The 16652-nt window shown below is 68.4% G+C and carries 7 protein-coding genes and 2 pseudogenes; 5 read left to right on the top strand and 4 right to left on the bottom strand.

Translation table 11 applies throughout. The annotated features are described in order from the left end of the window. The first annotated feature begins 45 nt into the window (after positions 1-45). Complete coding sequence (locus J2W68_RS13005) at positions 46-2577, top strand: excinuclease ABC subunit UvrA (RefSeq protein ID WP_310236546.1); 2532 nt, start codon at positions 46-48, stop codon at positions 2575-2577. A gap of 190 nt (positions 2578-2767) precedes the next feature. After that, a complete protein-coding gene (locus J2W68_RS13000) occupies positions 2768-3799 on the top strand; it encodes an isoaspartyl peptidase/L-asparaginase family protein (RefSeq protein WP_310236544.1) in 1032 nt (343 codons plus the stop codon). Between the two features lie 411 nt (positions 3800-4210). Here J2W68_RS13000 and J2W68_RS12995 read toward each other — a convergent pair whose 3' ends face one another. The 4 genes from J2W68_RS12995 to glyQ all read right to left on the bottom strand — a co-directional run bounded on the left by J2W68_RS12995 (position 4211) and on the right by glyQ (position 13341). Beyond that, entirely contained in the window at positions 4211-8158 is a 3948-nt protein-coding gene (locus J2W68_RS12995) for a translocation/assembly module TamB domain-containing protein (protein WP_310236542.1), read from the bottom strand. A gap of 1 nt (position 8159) precedes the next feature. Then, a complete protein-coding gene (locus J2W68_RS12990) occupies positions 8160-9950 on the bottom strand; it encodes an autotransporter assembly complex protein TamA (protein ID WP_310236540.1) in 1791 nt (596 codons plus the stop codon). Between the two features lie 253 nt (positions 9951-10203). After that, positions 10204-12321, bottom strand: a complete 2118-nt coding sequence (gene glyS, locus J2W68_RS12985) for a glycine--tRNA ligase subunit beta (RefSeq protein ID WP_310236538.1) — start codon at positions 12319-12321, stop codon at positions 10204-10206. Positions 12322-12432: 111 nt separating this feature from the next. After that, positions 12433-13341: a glycine--tRNA ligase subunit alpha gene (gene glyQ, locus J2W68_RS12980; protein ID WP_310236536.1), complete on the bottom strand. Its 909-nt coding sequence runs from the start codon at positions 13339-13341 to the stop codon at positions 12433-12435. 99 nt (positions 13342-13440) lie between these two features. Here glyQ and J2W68_RS12975 point away from each other — a divergent pair. The 3 genes and pseudogenes from J2W68_RS12975 to J2W68_RS12970 form a co-directional block, all read left to right on the top strand. Continuing rightward, positions 13441-14935 (top strand): annotated as a pseudogene (locus J2W68_RS12975) (GspE/PulE family protein); the annotation flags it as partial. Positions 14936-15009: 74 nt separating this feature from the next. Then, a pseudogene (locus J2W68_RS18030) lies at positions 15010-15252 on the top strand (type II/IV secretion system protein); the annotation flags it as partial. A gap of 441 nt (positions 15253-15693) precedes the next feature. After that, on the top strand, positions 15694-16425 hold the full coding sequence (locus J2W68_RS12970; RefSeq protein WP_310236534.1) for a glutamine amidotransferase: 732 nt from the start codon (positions 15694-15696) through the stop codon (positions 16423-16425). The last annotated feature ends 227 nt before the right edge of the window (positions 16426-16652 follow it).

Raw genomic sequence — 16652 nt, 5'->3', positions numbered from 1 at the left:
GATTCGACGACGGTCCCGCAACGCGCGCAGCGGATAATCATCGCTATGACTGCCAAGACCCCGGATCCTGTCGCACACGCCATCGCCGATTGTGTGCGCGTACGCGGCGCGCGCGAACACAATCTCAAGGACGTCGATGTCGACATCCCGCGCGATGCCCTGGTGGTGTTTACCGGCGTGTCCGGTTCGGGCAAGTCCTCGCTGGCCTTCGGGACGCTGTTCGCCGAAGCGCAGCGGCGCTATCTCGATTCGATCTCGCCGTATGCGCGTCGGCTGATCGACCAGGCCGGCGTGCCGCAGGTGGACTCGATCGAGGGCCTGCCGCCGGCAGTCGCACTGCAGCAGGCGCGCGGCACACCGACCGCACGCTCGTCGGTCGGCAGCCTGACCACGATCTCCAATTCCCTGCGCATGCTGTACTCGCGCGCCGGCGACTATCCGCGCGGGCAGGCGATCATCTATGCCGACGGCTTCTCGCCGAATACGCCGGCGGGCGCCTGCCCGACCTGCCATGGCCTGGGGCGCATCTACGACGCCACCGAAGCCTCGATGGTCCCCGACCGCTCGCTGACCATCCGCGAGCGCGCCGTCGCCGCGTGGCCTGGCGCGTGGCATGGACAGAACCAGCGCGACATCCTGACCACGCGCGGCATCGACGTGGACGTGCCGTGGTCCAAATTGCCGAAGAAGACCCGCGACTGGATCCTGTTCACCGACGAGCAGCCGGTGGAGCCGGTGTATCCCGGCTTCGATCTCGACGAGGTCAAGGACGCACTGAAGCGAAAGACCGAACCGGCCTACATGGGCACCTTCACCAGTGCGCGCCGGCACGTGCTGCACACCTTCGCCAACACCCAGAGCCCGCAGCAGAAAAAGCGCGCGGCGCAGTATCTGGTCAGCGCGGCGTGCCCGGAATGCGACGGCAAGCGACTGCGACGCGAGGCGCTGTCGGTGACCTTCGCCGGTCTCGACATCGCCGCGTTCTCGCAGCGTCCGCTCGATGCGCTCGCCGACCTGCTGGCACCGGCCGCGGCCGGCAGGACCCACGCGAAGGCGCATCCCGAACAGGCATTGGCCGCGCAGCGCATCGCCCAGGACCTGCTGGCGCGGCTCAAGGTGCTGCGGGATCTCGGCCTCGGCTATCTGACCCTCGCCCGCGCGACGCCGACGCTGTCACCCGGCGAACTGCAGCGCCTGCGCCTGGGCACGCAGATCCGCTCGCAGCTGTTCGGCGTGGTCTACGTCATGGACGAACCCTCCGCCGGCCTGCATCCGGCCGACACCCAGGCGCTGCTGCGTGCGCTCGACCAGTTGCGCGCCGCCGGCAATTCGCTGTTCGTCGTCGAGCACGAGATCGAGGTGATCCGCCATGCGGACTGGATCGTCGATGTCGGGCCGGCGGCCGGCCAGCACGGCGGACAGGTGCTCTACAGCGGGCCGCTCGCCGGGCTGTCGAAGATCGAGGCCTCGTCGACGCGGCGCTATCTCGACGATGACGCCGCATCGATCGCACACACCCCGCGTACGCCGGACGGCTGGCTGCAGTTGCGCGGCATCCGTCGCCACAACGTGCGCGATCTCGACGTCGACATTCCGCTCGGCGTGTTCACCACCGTCACCGGCGTCAGCGGCTCGGGCAAGTCGTCCCTGGTCAGCCAGGCACTGGTCGAACTGCTGGGTGCACATCTGGGCCAGGCAAGTGGCGACGAAGACACGCCACTCGATCCGCTCGAGCGTGGCGTCGAGGTGCCGCTGGACGGACGCATCGCGGGCGGCGCGGAGGCGATCAGACGACTGGTGCGCGTGGACCAGAAACCGATCGGCCGCACGCCGCGTTCGAATCTGGCGACCTACACCGGCCTGTTCGACCACGTGCGCAAACGCTTTGCCGATACGCCGGCCGCGAAGCGCCGGCGCTACGACGCCGGGCGCTTTTCGTTCAACGTCGCGAAGGGCCGCTGCGCGACCTGCGATGGCGAAGGCTTCGTCAGCGTGGAACTGCTGTTCATGCCCAGCGTCTATGCGCCATGCCCGAGCTGTCATGGCAGCCGTTACGACGCGAAGACGTTGGAGGTCACGCTGCGCGGCAAGCACATCGCCGACGTGCTCGCGATGACGGTGACCGAGGCGGCGGATTTCTTCGCCGACGACGCGGCGATCGTGCGTCCGCTGCAGGTGCTGCTCGAAGTGGGTCTGGGCTATCTGCGACTGGGCCAGCCGGCGACCGAACTGTCGGGCGGCGAAGCGCAACGCATCAAGCTCGCCAGCGAACTGCAACGCGCGCAGCGTCGCGGCACGGTGTACGTGCTCGACGAGCCGACCACCGGCCTGCATCCGAAAGATGTCGACACGCTGATGCGCCAGCTCGGCGGGCTGGTGGACGCGGGCAGTACCGTCGTCGTCGTCGAGCACGACATGCGTGTCGCCGCGGCGAGTGACTGGCTGATCGACATGGGACCGGGCGCGGGCGATGCGGGCGGCCAGGTCGTGGCCGCGGGCGTGCCTGCCGATGTCGCGAAGTCGACGACCAGTCGGACCGCGCCGTTTCTGCGGCAGGCCTTGGGCGGCGCCCTGTAGGAGCGCGCTCGCGCGCGAGGCCGTCCCGGTAAAGCCCGTCGCGCGCGAGCGCGCTCCTACAACGCCTATTCGAGCTTTCCCGCGACAGACGCCGGACTCTGCGCTAGCGTGAGCGCGCCGCAACTGCGGCGGGAGGATGACGATGACGGGATGTGTACGCATGCGACGACATGGGTTTGCAGTGCTCTTGATGACCGCGTTCGCGACGACGCAGGCCGCAACGCCGGAGGACGTCCGCCCATCGCCACCGGCTTCGGGGCATGCGCCGGTGCTCGCGATCCACGGCGGCGCGGGTGTCGAACGTGGCGACCTGGACGCGGCCGGTCTCGCCGAGGCGCGCGCCGCATTGGAGACCGCATTGCGCGCCGGCCACGCGCAGCTGCAGGCGGGTGCGCCGGCGATGGACGCGGTCGAGGCCGCGATCACGGTGCTGGAGGATGCGCCGAGTTTCAACGCCGGCAAGGGCGCCGTGTTCACGCATGAGGGCCGCAACGAGCTCGACGCCGCGGTGATGGATGGCGCCACTGGCCAGGCCGGTGCGATCGCTGGCGTGACCCGTGTGCGCAATCCGATCCTGCTCGCCGATGCGGTGATGACGTCCTCGCCGCACGTAATGATGGTGGGCGAGGGTGCCGAGGCCTTCGCGCAGACGCAGGACATCGCGTTGGTCGATCCGGCGTACTTCCGCACCGAGCGGCGCTGGCAGCAGTTGCAGCGTGCACTGGAGGCCGAACGCAGGTCGCAGCCGCAAGCGTCGGTGCTAACCGGCGATGCGCGGCCGTATTTCGGCACCGTCGGCGCGGTCGCCCTCGACGGCGACGGCCGGCTGGCCGCAGGAACGTCCACCGGCGGCATGACCAACAAGCGCTACAACCGCGTTGGTGATGCGCCGCTGATCGGCGCCGGCACCTGGGCCGATGCGCAGTGCGCGGTGTCGGGCACCGGTTGGGGCGAGTACTACATCCGCGCCGCCGCCGCGCACGAGATCTGCGCCCGCGTGCGCCTGCGCGGCGACGACATCCGCGAGGCGGCGGATGCGGTCATCGATCGCGAAATTCCTGCTGCCGGTGGCAATGGCGGGGCGATCGCGCTCGATGCCGATGGCCGCGTCGCGTTTCCGTTCAACACGCCCGGCATGTACCGAGGGTGGATCGGCGCCGACGGCGTGCCGCATGTCGCGGTGTTCCGTGAGGATGAGATTGCATTGCCGGATGGGCGTTGATTCTTCTGGGCACGTAGACATGCGCCTTCCCCCGCATGCGGGGAGGACTTCAACCATTGGCGCGGATGGGCTGTCGCACGTGGCGGTGTTCCATGAAGACGAGATCGCGTCGCCGAGAGGGCATTGATTTTTCTGTTCGCATGGATCTACTCCTTCCCCCGCTTGCGGGGGAAGGCTGGGATGGGGGCAAATGATCCGGTCGTGGTGCAAGCGAACGCGCGCAACAAGCCTCGCCTGATTCAAGTTGCACGCGCTCTGACGACTCGCCCCCACCCAACCCTCCCCCGCATGCGGGGAGGGCCTCAGCTACCGGCGCGGATAGCGTGTTGCACGTGGTGGCGCTCCACGACGAAACGACAGCGTGACCGGGCGTTCGTCTGTTGAAAGCCGCTGACGAAGAACCGATTCGAACTACCGCTCGTGCCGCCAGTTCACCGAGCCGCGGTTCTCCAGCGTGCTCGACTCGATTTCCGCGTCGAAGCCCGCGCGCAGCAGGTACTTCAGCGTCAGCACCTGGCCGGTGCCCAGCAGCGACACGCCGAAGCCGACGTAAAGCCGCGGCGAGAGCTGCTTGCCGAAACCGAGCACGCTGCCGCCGAGCGCGCGCGACTGGCTGATGCCGGCATTGTCCAGGCCGATGCGGCTGCCGAGCTGACCGGCGACCAGATTGCCACCGGCGTTGAGCGCGGCTGCGGCGGCGTCGATCTGCTGGCCCTCGTCGCTGGTCAGGCTCGACGCCGACCGGCCCAGGGCGAGATACGACAATGCCTGCGATGCGTCGCTCGACGGATTGGTCCACACATTGACCTGCGGCACCGAGGCGCGCCCGCTGACATCGATGCCGGCGGTGATGTCCTCGGCGTCGATGCGGCGTTCGGCGCGTACGTCGAGCATCGGGTCGGAGACCGGGCCGTTGTTGAAGACCAGGTTGCCGCGCGTGACCCGCAGTTCCTGGCCATAGGCCTTGTAGCGCCCGTCGACCGCGAGACGGCCGTTGCCGGTCATTTCGCGACCGGGCACCGCGCGCACGCGGAGCTCGCCCTTCATGCGCCCGTCGAAACCGAAGCCGCGCAGGCCGACGTTGTCGCCGACGGTCAGGGTGAGGTCGAGCTCCAGCGCGGATGCGGTGGTGTTCTCTTCCGGGTCGACCGGATCGAGCACGACGACATCGGGTGACACCGACACGCCTTCGCTCAGGCCTTCCAAGTCCAGCAGCGCGACATCGACGAAGACCTTGCCGGTGACGTTGAGCGGCTGCAGCGCGGCGTAGCGCACGGTGATGTCGGGCGACGCGATGATGTGCATGTCACTGGTGTCCGACACCAGCACGTCGGTGCCGCGGATGGTGAGCACGACCGGCGTGCCTTCGCCCTGCCAGCCGATACCGCCGCCGATATTCAGCGTGCCGGTCCCCGAGCGCACGCTGCCGGCGATGCGCGCAGTGCCGTCGGGCAGCGCGTCGAGGTTGATGTTGCCGTCCTCGAGCGCGATCGCCAGCGACGGGATCTCGGTCGAGAAATCGGCCAGACGCGCCTGGCCGCCGATCGTCGGCTGCGATCGCGTGCCACCGAAGGTCACGTCGGCCGTCAGACGTCCGCTCGGCTCGACGATGTCGGGCGAGAACAGCTCGACGAAGGTCAGGTCCTCGACATTGGCGACCAGCGAACCCGACAGCGGCGAGTACGCATCCCAGCCGTTGGTCACCTGCGCCTGCACGCGACCGACTTCGTTGAGCGTGGTCGACAGCGTCGCGCTGAGCCGGTTCGCGTCGAACTCGGCGTCGAGACGGAAATCGTCGTAGGTCACCACGTCGTTGCGCGCGCGCTCGGACGTGCGCACGCCGCCCGTGGCCGAGCGGATGCTCGCGCTGCCGACGAAGCCATTGCCGACCGGCCGCGCGCTGCCTTCGAGCGCGATCTCGCCGCGCAGCACGAACGGACGTCCGCCGTCCTGCTCGGGCAGATACGGCGTGGCCAGTGCGAGCGGCAGGCCCGTGCCGTTGACCGAGACGCCCTGACGCGGCCAGTCGGCGCTCGCGCACAGCGAGCCGCCGCCGCTGGAGGCGAAGCAGCTCTCGCTCAGCGTGTAGCGCGTGCCGATCTGCTGGAACTGTGCCGGCGACTGCAGCGCCCAACTCGCCCCGGTGGCAGGCGCGAGGCGCAGGTTCGCCAGCGTGCCCTGCCAGTTGCCGTTGCGGCTTTCCGCGTTGCCCGACAGATCGACAGTGCCGATCTCGCCGCGCGCGCTGGCCTCGAGCTGGAGTCTCTCGACCGCGCCACGCGCCGCAAAGCGCACTTCGTCGAGCGCGACGCCTGCATTGACCCCGGTCGCCACGACATCCAGCGCACCGGCATCGCCGCGCCACGGCAGGGTGCCCTGGATGCGCGCGCTGGCGGCGGCGTAGTCGCCGTAGCGCAGGGCGGTGCCGGTCAGATCGGCAGCGATGTCGGGCGCGGTGCGCGCGCCGGTCACGCGCACGGTGCCGCGCAGCACGCCGCCGGTGTCGGGCAGGAAATCGGCCAGCTGCAGCGGCGCCAGCGTCGCGTCGATATCGAGGCGGTCGGTCACGGTCGCGGTCGCGTCGACCCGGCTGTCGCCGAGCGTCAGCGCGACATCGCCTTCGAAATCGGTACGGCCCGCTTCACCGGCATCGGACGCCGGGCCGTGCATCGCGAACGTCGCGCGGCCGTCGAGCCGGCGGCCGCGCAGCGTGCCACCCAGATCGCTGGCATCCACCGCGACCTCCAGTCCACCGTCGTCACGCGTGTTGCCGGTCGTCGCGAACGTGCCGTTGATCGCGCCCTTCCAGTCGCGGGCGAAGTAGCCGGGGTCGAAGCCGGCCAGCGTCGCATCGAGATCCCACTGCAGTGCCGGCGCCCAGGCGACATCGCCGGTGGCGTCGAGCGTGCCGGTCGGCATCGTCACGCGCGCCGTCTGCAGGCGCATGCGCTCCGCATCGCCGCGGCCGTCGAAATCCACGTTCGCGCGCAGGCCGTCGCGGTCGACGCTGGCCTTGCCGATCGCGGCCCACGCGGCCGTGCTGCCGGCGATGCCGAGATCCGCGTCGGCAATGATGGGCGGTGCGGGTTCGGCGGCGTCGGGGTCGGCGCCGAACTGCAGGCCACGCGCATTGGTCGCGAAGCGGAAACGCACGTCGCCCGGCTCGGCCACGTCGGCGAAGCCGCGCAGCGTGACCCGGCCATCGAAGATGTCGACGACCAGCGGATCGAGATCGAGGCGCTGGTCTTCCAGTGTCACCTTCGACGGCTGCAACACGACGCGGATCGGATCCGCATCGCGTTCGCCCCAGGTCACGTCGCCCTGGAGTTCGGCCGCGCCGCCCTCACCGTCAGCACGGATGTCGAACGCCAGCGGTGTGCCGGGCTCACCGCTGCCCATCAGCAGCGCAGGATCCAGGCGTGTGGTGTCGGCGCGCAGCGCCCAGCCGGGGTTCTCGCGGCCACGCAGGGTCAGCACCGCCTTCAACGGCTCCGGCACGTGACCGACCACGGCGATATCCAGACGCGACAGGTCGCCGCGCGCCACCAAGCCGATGCGCGGGCGCGTGCGCGCCGGCGGCGCGGGCATCAATGCGCTGGCGGTGATGTCCATGCGGTAGTCATCGTCGGGCGCATAGACGCCGTGCGCGGTGAACACGCCGCGGTCACTGTCGACGACGAGGTGGGTGAGATTGAGTTCGCCCTGCTGCGCGTCGAGGCCACCGCGCACGCTGCGGATGTCGATCAGCGACTCGCCCGCCTGCTCGACGCGAAAGCCGTCGATGCGGATCGTATCGGCCTGCAGCGACAGCGGCAGATCGATGCGCGGCAGCGAATCGGGCCAGCGCGGCAGCTCGAACGGAGTATCGACCGACGGCGGCATCGACAGCACCGCATTGTCGATATCGAGTACGTCGAGCCGCAGGTTGCGACCGACCAGCGGCATCACCGCGGGGTCGATGGTGACGCGTTCGGCTTCGAACACCAGCACGCGCGGCTCGTCGCACTGGCCGTAGGGCACCGGCTGCTCTTCGACGTCGGGGCAGCTGCGCTGCACGTAACGCACGTCGTACATCGTCAACGGGCCGGAGGCCGGGCCTTCGGCCGCGCGCCATGTGAGTTCGGTGCCGGCGGGCAGTCGCGAGGCGACCTGGCTGAGCAGGAAATCGCGGCCGCCGAACGTGGTCAGCAGCCACCACACGACGATGATCAGCAGCACGATCAAAGCGGCGATGCCGATCGCACTGCGGATCGCGAGCTTGCGCGCCCGCGCACGACGACGCGCGCGCAGTTCGGCGATGCGCGCCTCGCGCTCTTCGGGGGTCAGATCACTGGGCAGGCGGCGACGACCAAACACCATGTCAGAACTCCGCGCCGATCGACAGGCCGATCGTGAATGACGAATCGGGGTTGTCGAGACCGCGCGCGATATCGAGTTTCAGCGGGCCCACCGGGGATTTGTACCGGGCGCCGATGCCCACGCCCGTGCGCCACTCCGGCGAGCCGCCGTCGAAGGCGTCGCCGCTGTCGACGAACACGGCTGCGCCGATGGTCTCGGTGAAATAACGCTCGAATTCCACACTCGCGGTGACCAGGTTCTTCGCGCCGACCGAATAGCGGCCGAAATCGGTGTCGATGCGCGGGCTGACCTCGCGGAAGTTGTAGCCGCGGATGCTGCGGTCGCCACCGGCGTAGAACCGCAGGCTGGGGGGCATCGCGACCAGTGCATCGGTGAAGGTGTGGCCGATCTCGCCGCGCACGATCAGGCGATTGGATTCGCCGATGCCGCGGAACCAGCTCGCGCGGGCGTGGATCTGCCCGAACGAGGCATCCGACCCCACGCCTTCGAGGCCGCCACGCAGCATCAGCGAACCGCCGATGCCGCTGGTCGGGAACAGGCGATCGTCGACGTCGATGTACTCGGCGCGCAGCGAGGGATAGGCGAACGTCGCGTAGCGGTACTGCTGCGGCGCCAGCGCGCCGTCGCCATCGTCCGCCTCGCGGAACAGCCAGCGCTCGCGCAGCACGTGCACCGAGGCGATCAGGGCCAGGAATTCGTTGTACTGGCCACTGCGACTGCCGACGAGTTCGACGCGGCGGCTGTCGATGTAATCGGTCTGTTCGTCTGCGAACTGCAGACTGGTCGTGTACCAGCCGTCGAGCCAGGCAAACGCGGGAATGCGGTACTGCAGCGTGGCGGTCTTGCGTCGCTGCGCGTAGTCCACCTGGGCGAGTGCCTTGTGCCCGCGCATGTTCACGTAGCGACGCTCCACGCCGAGGCGCACGCCGGCGCCGCTGTCGGTGCCGTAGCTCACGCCCGAGGTGTAGATGCTGCGCTTGGCTGGCGTCAGGGTGACCTTGACCGGCACTTCGCGGTTCTCGTTGGCCTGGTCGACCTGCGGCTGGATGTCGATGTCGGAAAAATAGTCCAGGCGCCCGAGCGAGGACCGCAGGCGATCGATACGGCCCTGATGGTAGTAGCTGCCTTCCTGCCAGTAGATCAGGCGCTCGAGGAGGTCGTCGTTGACGATCTGCTCGGGCGTCTGTTCGAACGTGGTCGGGCCCATGTTGTAGCGATCGCCACTGTTCCAGACCACGTCGATATCGGCGGCGAGATCCGCGCGCGTGACCTCGACCCGGCGGGATGCGAACTCGGCGTCGAAATAGCCGCGCTCGGTCAGCCGGCGGCTCAACTGGTTGCGGCTGGATTCGTAGTCGGGGTGACTGAACACCGCGCCTTCGCTCGGGACGAAGCGGGCGATGTCGCGGGCCAGATACCGGTCCTGGCCACCTTCGCCGATGATCGCGATGTCGCTGTTGCGCACGCGCACGGGCTGGCCGGGATCGACGACCACGCGGATCGCGAGTACGTCGCCTTCACGATCGCGCTGTACGTCGATCGTGGGCGAGTAGTAGCCGAAAGGTTCCAGCGCCTTGCGGGTCTCGCGCTCGGCCTCGCGCAACAGATAGGCCATGCGCCGCCCGGAGATGTCGCGGCCGATGGCGTCATACAGCGCCAGCGAGACGCGCACGTTGTCGGTCATCTCCTCGTCGAGACCGACGATGTCGACGCGCTCGACACGCGCAGCGTGCGACGCGGCCGACGCACACAGGAGGAGGACGGCGGCGAGATACACAGGGACGCGAGGCATCGCGCGAGGATACCGGAGTGGCGTCAAGGGTCGATTAACGGGGGCGTCGCGAGAGGTCTCTTCGATCGCTCAGAACAATCTGCTCGTCATTCCCGCGCAGGCGGGAATCCAGCGCCTTTAACGACGATGCACTCGATAGTCGGCAGTCGTTACAGAATTTTTCGCACTCGAAGTCACTGGATTCCCACCTGCGCGGGAATGACGGTCTGTGAGGACATCGGCTCGCCGGCGCCGCGCACCCAGCCCGACTTGTTCAGCTCGACAGATGTTCGATCGCCGCGACGCTGCCCAGCCGTTCGGACAGACGCTTGAGCAATGCGAGCCGGTTGGCGCGCAGCGCGGCATCGTCGGCATTGACCATCACACTGTCGAAGAACGCATCGACCTGTGGCCGCAGGCGTGCCAGATGTGTCAGCACCGACACATAGTCGCCGTGTGCGAGTGCGTGACCCGTTTCGGCATGCACCGCTTCCACAGCTTCGGCCAGCGCGGCTTCGGCCGGCTCGCGCAGCAGCGATGGATCGACGTCGCCCGGAATCTCGATGTCGGCCTTGCGCAGGATGTTGCGGATGCGCTTGTCGGCGGCGGCGAGGGCTGCGGCTTCGGGCAGCGCGGCGAAGGTGCCGATCGCATCGATGCGGCGGTCGAGGTCGTAGAGCGACTTCGGTTGCAGCGCGGCGACGGCGTTGAACTGCTGCACTGTGACGCTCTTGTCGGCGTAGTAGCCCTTCAGGCGGTCGAGGATGAAGTCGTAGAGATCGACGCGCAGCGTCTCGGTGTTTCGATCCGCATGAGGCTGGACGGCTGCCGGCAGCGCAGTGATTGCAACGTCGATCATGCCGAGGAGGTCCACATCGAACCCACTCTCGATCAATGTCCGCGCCAGCCCCAGCGCATTGCGCCTCAATGCGAACGCATCCTTGTTGCCCGTCGGCTTCAGCCCCGCAGCGAAACCACCGCCCAGCGTGTCGAGACGCTCGGCGATCGCCAACACCTTGCCCAGCGGTGACAGCGCGATATCGTCGCCGGCGAAACGCGGCTGCCAGGCTTCGTCGAGTGCATTCGCGAGCGCAGCCCGATCGTCGTCGGACAGGCCGGCGAGCGCTGCGTCCTGCTTGGCGTAGTAACGACCGGCGATGCCCTGCAGTTCCGGAAACTCGTTGACCATGCGCGACTGCAGATCCGCCTTCGACAGCAGCGCAGCCTGCTTCGCGAGTGCGGCGTCCACACCGACCTGCGGCGCGATGATTTCGGCCAATGCGGCGACGCGCACGGTCTTGGCGGCGACGCTGCCCAGCTTGGCCTGGTAGGTCACGGTGCGGAGGCCGTCGTTCATCGCCGACAGACCCTGCTTGAGGTCTTCGTCGAAGAAGAACTTGGCATCGGCGAAGCGCGGACGGATCACGCGCTCGTAGCCCTTGGCCACTTCGGCCTCGTCCTTCGACACGATGTTGGCGATGCCGATGAAATGTTCGGTCAGCCTGCCGTCGCGTAGAACCGGGAAGAACTTCTGGTTCGCTTCCATGGTCGCGATCAGCGCTTCCTGCGGCACGGCGAGGAACTCGGCCTCGAAGGTGCAGGGCACCGCCTTGGGCCATTCGACCAGGCACACGACCTGTTCGAGATTGTCTGCCTCGATGCGCGCATCGCCGCCGACGGCGCGCGCGGCGTCCTCGACTTCGCGCACGATCTCCGCGCGACGCGCATCGGCATCGACGATGACCTTCGCATTGCGCAGCGCGTCGACGTAGTCGCCCGGCGTCGCAATCTCGAGCGCGGCGTCGTGCATGAAGCGATGGCCGCGACTGCTGCGGCCGCTGCGCACGCCGAACAGTTCGGTGTCGACGACCGTCCCGCCGTGCAGCAGCACCAGCCAGTGCACCGGCCGCGCGAATGCGTAGCTGTGGGCACCCCAGCGCATCGGCTTGGGAATCGGCATCGCCGCGATCGCCTCGCGTAGCACGTCCGGCAGCAGCGCCGCCGTCGCCGCACCCGGCGTCACCGCGCGATGCACGAACCGCTCACCCTTGGCGTCGCTGGTCTTCTCGAGCGCGGTCCAGTCGATGCCGGCCTTCGCAGCGAAGCCCTGCAACGCCTTCGTCGGATTGCCGTCGGCATCGAGCGCGATATTGAGATACGGGCCCAGTACTTCCGAGCGCTGCTCGGGCTGCTCGCTCGCGACACCCGGCAGCAGCACGGCGAGACGGCGCGGCGTGTACAGCGGCTTCGCGCCTGTGCGCTCCACCGCGACACCACGCTTGTCCAGCGCCGCGATCACGCCGTCGAAGAACGCCTGCGCCAGGCCGGGCAGGGCCTTGACCGGCAGTTCTTCGGTGCCGAGTTCGATCAGGAGGGGGTGCATGTCAGTCATGGCGACAACCTGTTCCAGTGCTGTAACCCCTCTCCCTTCGGGAGAGGGGTTGGGGTGAGGGCGCTTTCGCGCAGCCTCATCCGCAGAATCGAATGGATGAGCACTTGCGGCTCAAGCTGATTCCGGTGCGCGCTTCAGCCCCGGAAATCCCAGCGCTTCGCGCTGCGCGTAATAGGCCTTGGCCACGCCCTGCGCCAGCGTGCGTACGCGCAGGATGTAGCGCTGGCGTTCGGTCACGCTGATCGCGCGGCGCGCGTCGAGCATGTTGAAACTGTGGCTGGCCTTCGTCACCTGCTCGTAGGCCGGCAGCGGCAGGCCCAGCTCGACCAGCTTCAGTGCTTCGGCCTCGCATTCGTCGAAGCGGCGGAACAGCACGTCGACGTTCGCGTGTTCGAAGTTGTAGGCGCTCTGCTCGACTTCGTTCTGGTGGTAGACGTCGCCGTAGGTCACCGGCGTGCCGTCGGGACCGTGCGTCCACACCAGGTCGTAGACGTTGTCGCAGTTCTGCAGGTACATGCACAGGCGCTCGAGACCATAGGTGATCTCGCCGAGCACCGGCTTGCACTCGAGGCCGCCGGCCTGCTGGAAATAGGTGAACTGGGTGACTTCCATGCCGTTGAGCCAGACTTCCCAGCCCAGGCCCCAGGCGCCGAGCGTCGGCGATTCCCAGTTGTCCTCGACCAGGCGCAGGTCGTGCACTTCGGGATCGATGCCGAGCGCCTTCAACGAGTCGAAATACAGCTCGACGATGTTGTCCGGGTTCGGCTTCATCGCCACCTGGTACTGGTAGTAGCGCTGCAGGCGGTTGGGGTTGTCGCCGTAGCGGCCGTCGGTCGGGCGGCGGCTCGGCTGCACGTAGGCGGCGTTCCACGGCTCGGGGCCGAGCGCGCGCAGGAACGTGGCCGGATGGAAAGTCCCCGCGCCGACCTCGAGGTCCAGCGGCTGGATCAGCACGCAGCCCTGTCTGGCCCAGTAGGTGTTGAGCGTGAGGATCAGCTCCTGGAACGTCGGTCCGGTCATCGGAGAATCGCGTCTGCGGCGGCGCGCTAGTATAGCGGGCCGCATCGAGGCGCCCGCCGTACCGTGCGCCATGGAGGACCCGGCTTGAACGATCCGCGCATGCCGCAGTATCCGACCGGCCCACGTCCGCCTGCCGAATTCGGCGGACGTCTGCCGCCGGGCCGCCTGACCCTCGAACCCGTGATCGACGCGCTGCTGGCCGACGGCCTGCTGGCGCCGGTCGACGCCGACCGCGCACGTGTGGGCGGGCGCAACACGCGCGGTCTCGATGCGGTGCATCCGCTGGTGCTGCTCGCGAATCTCAAGCTGCCGTCGGCGCGCCGACCCGGCACCGAGCTTGGTCTCGAAGCGCTGACCGAATGGCTGGCGCAGGCCACGGGCCACGTCTATCTGCGCATCGATCCGACCAAGATCGCCGTCGGCGACGTCACCGACCTGTTCTCCCACGCCTACGCCAAGCGCCACCGCATCCTGCCGGTCGAGGTCACGCCCGATCGCGCGCGCATCGCGACCAGCGAACCGATGGCGCTCGACTGGCTGACCGACATCCAGCGCCTGCTGCGGCGCGAGATCGATCTGGTCATCGCCAATCCGCTCGACCTGCATCGCTACACGATGGAGTTCTTCGGCGTCACGCGGTCGATCCGCGGCGCCAAGGACGGTCGCGAGACCAGCAGCAACGCGCCGACGTTCGAGCAACTGGTCGAACTGGGCCGCTCGGGCGACGTCAATGCCGACGACCACCACATCGTCCACATCGTCGACTGGCTGCTGCAGTACGCCTACGAGCAGCGCGCTTCCGACATCCATCTCGAACCGCGCCGTGACGTGGGCCGCGTGCGCTTCCGCATCGACGGCGTGCTGCACAAGGTCTTCGAGATGCCGCCGCCGGTGATGACCGCCGCCGTCAGCCGCATCAAGGTGTTGGGCCGCATGGATCTGGCCGAACGCAGGCGCCCGCAGGACGGGCGCATCAAGACGCGTTCGCCCGGTGGCCGCGAGGTGGAAATGCGTCTGTCGACGATGCCGACCGCCTTCGGCGAGAAGGTCGTGATGCGCATCTTCGACCCCGATACCGCGTTCAAGCCGATCGAACACCTCGGCTTCGATGCCGGCGAGGCGGCGGCGTGGAACGATCTCGTGGCGCGCCCGCACGGCATCGTGCTGGTCACCGGCCCGACCGGTTCCGGCAAGACGACCACGCTGTACTCGACGCTGAAGAAGCTGGCGTCCGACGACGTCAATGTCTGCACGGTCGAAGACCCGATCGAAATGGTCTCGGTCGAACTCAACCAGATGCAGGTGCACAACGCGATCGACCTGACGTTCGCGCAGGGCGTGCGCACCCTGCTGCGTCAGGACCCCGACATCATCATGATCGGCGAGATCCGCGACCTCGACACCGCGCAGATGGCGGTGCAGGCCTCGCTGACCGGTCACCTGGTGCTGTCGACGCTGCACACCAACGACGCGCCGTCGGCGATCACCCGCCTGCTCGATCTCGGCCTGCCGCATTACCTGATCGCGTCCACGCTCAACGGTGTGCTCGCGCAGCGTCTGGTGCGCACGCTGTGTACGCATTGCAAGCAGCCGCAGCCGGTCGATCCGGAAGCCTGGCGCGCGCTGCTCGGCCCCGACAGCGACGTGCCGCCGCCGGACACCGCCTGCGGACCGGTCGGGTGTCTGGAGTGCCGCAACACCGGTTATTTCGGCCGCGTGGGCATCTACGAACTGATGCCGGTCACGCCCGCGCTGCGCGCGAAGATCCAGCCGGACATGGCGCTGTCGGGCTTCAGCCGGACCGCCGTCGGCGAAGGCCTGCGCACGCTGCGCATGGCCGGCGCCGAAAAGGTCGCGCAGGGCGTGACCACCGTGGAAGAAGTGATGACGGTGCTGCCGCCGCGGGAGTAGGCGAATCAGAACGCGCGCTTCGCTGAGTGCGCGGTCGCGAGATGCACTGTGTAAGTGGATATCGCATTGCGTGTTCGCGACGGCGCGATCGGTGCCGCCTCCAAGTCGATATCACCGGTCTCGGATGATTGCTCCTTCCCCCGTGACGCGGGGCATTGCGCCCTTTACGGGTGGAAGGTCGGGATGGGGGCAAACGTCCCGACCGCATGAAGTTCTGTGCGCAAGGACAGGGTGAACCCCGCAGCGCCGACTTGCAGTGCGTCTGGAGCTTCGCCCCCTCCCAACCCTCCCCCGCGAAGCAGGGGAGGGCTTCAGCCGACTACGCGCCGCTCCGCTTGCAGCGATATCCGACGTGGGTGGACTGACACGAACGCGAACACCCGCGCCCACCCGCCCCGATCCGATACGCTGCGCCGTTCTCCCGCTCCGGCTGCTCCTACGATGTCCTTCGACCGCTGCTTCCTGATCGTCGAAACCGGCCGCCCCCTGCCTTCGATGCGCCGCTACGGCGGCTTCCCGCACTGGATCCGCGTCGCGGCCGGCCTGTCGGAGGGTGACGCGGTGGTGGTCGATGTCGAGCACGGGGCCGCGTTGCCGGACGCGGGCGATTTCTCCGGCGTCATCGTCACCGGCTCCGGCGCGATGGTCACCGACCGCGCCGACTGGAGCGAACGCAGCGCCACCTGGCTGCGCGACGCGGCGCACGCCGGCGTGCCGCTGTTCGGCATCTGCTACGGCCACCAGTTGCTCGCCCATGCACTGGGCGGCGAGGTCGGTGAGAACCCGCGTGGTCGCGAGATGGGCACGTACGACATCCAGACCACCGACGCGGCGTCTGATGACCCGCTGTTCGCCGCCGGCGGCACCCGCTTCGCGTCCCAGACCACGCACCTGCAGAGCGTCCTGCGCCTGCCCGACGGTGCGACCCTGCTGGCGCATTCCGAGTTGGAACCGCACCATGCGTTCCGCTGGGGCGATCGGGCCTGGGGTGTCCAGTTCCACCCGGAGTTCAGCGCCACCCACATGCGCGGCTACATCCGCGCGCGCTCGGGGCCGCTGTACCAGGAAGGCCTCGACCCGGTCGCGCTGGTCGCGGCGGTGCGCGCTGCGCCGGAAGCGCGGGCGGTGTTGCAGCGATTCGTGAGGTTGGCGCGCGCGCTGCCGCGCGACTGATTTCTTGCCGTCATGCCCGCGCAGGCGGGCATCCATTGCTTTGCTGCGCGGTGGCAGTGGCAGTGGCAGTGGCGGCGGTTGCCGTTGCCGTGGCTGTTGCTGCGGCTTCTGCTCTTGCTTCCGCTTTTTACGTCAATCGAGCCGTAGAGCGAGCCGAGCATCGCAGGGCGGCGGGGTCGAAGAGCAGCCCATGTCTGAGCGCAGCGAGTTTGGGCTGCGTGCCCCGT

Origin of the sequence: Luteimonas terrae, from assembly GCF_031457535.1 — a bacterium.
Classification (GTDB): Bacteria; Pseudomonadota; Gammaproteobacteria; order Xanthomonadales; family Xanthomonadaceae; genus Luteimonas; species Luteimonas terrae_A.
Note: the sequence above shows the minus strand (reverse complement) of the source record. Positions and strands in the feature narration are given on the sequence as shown.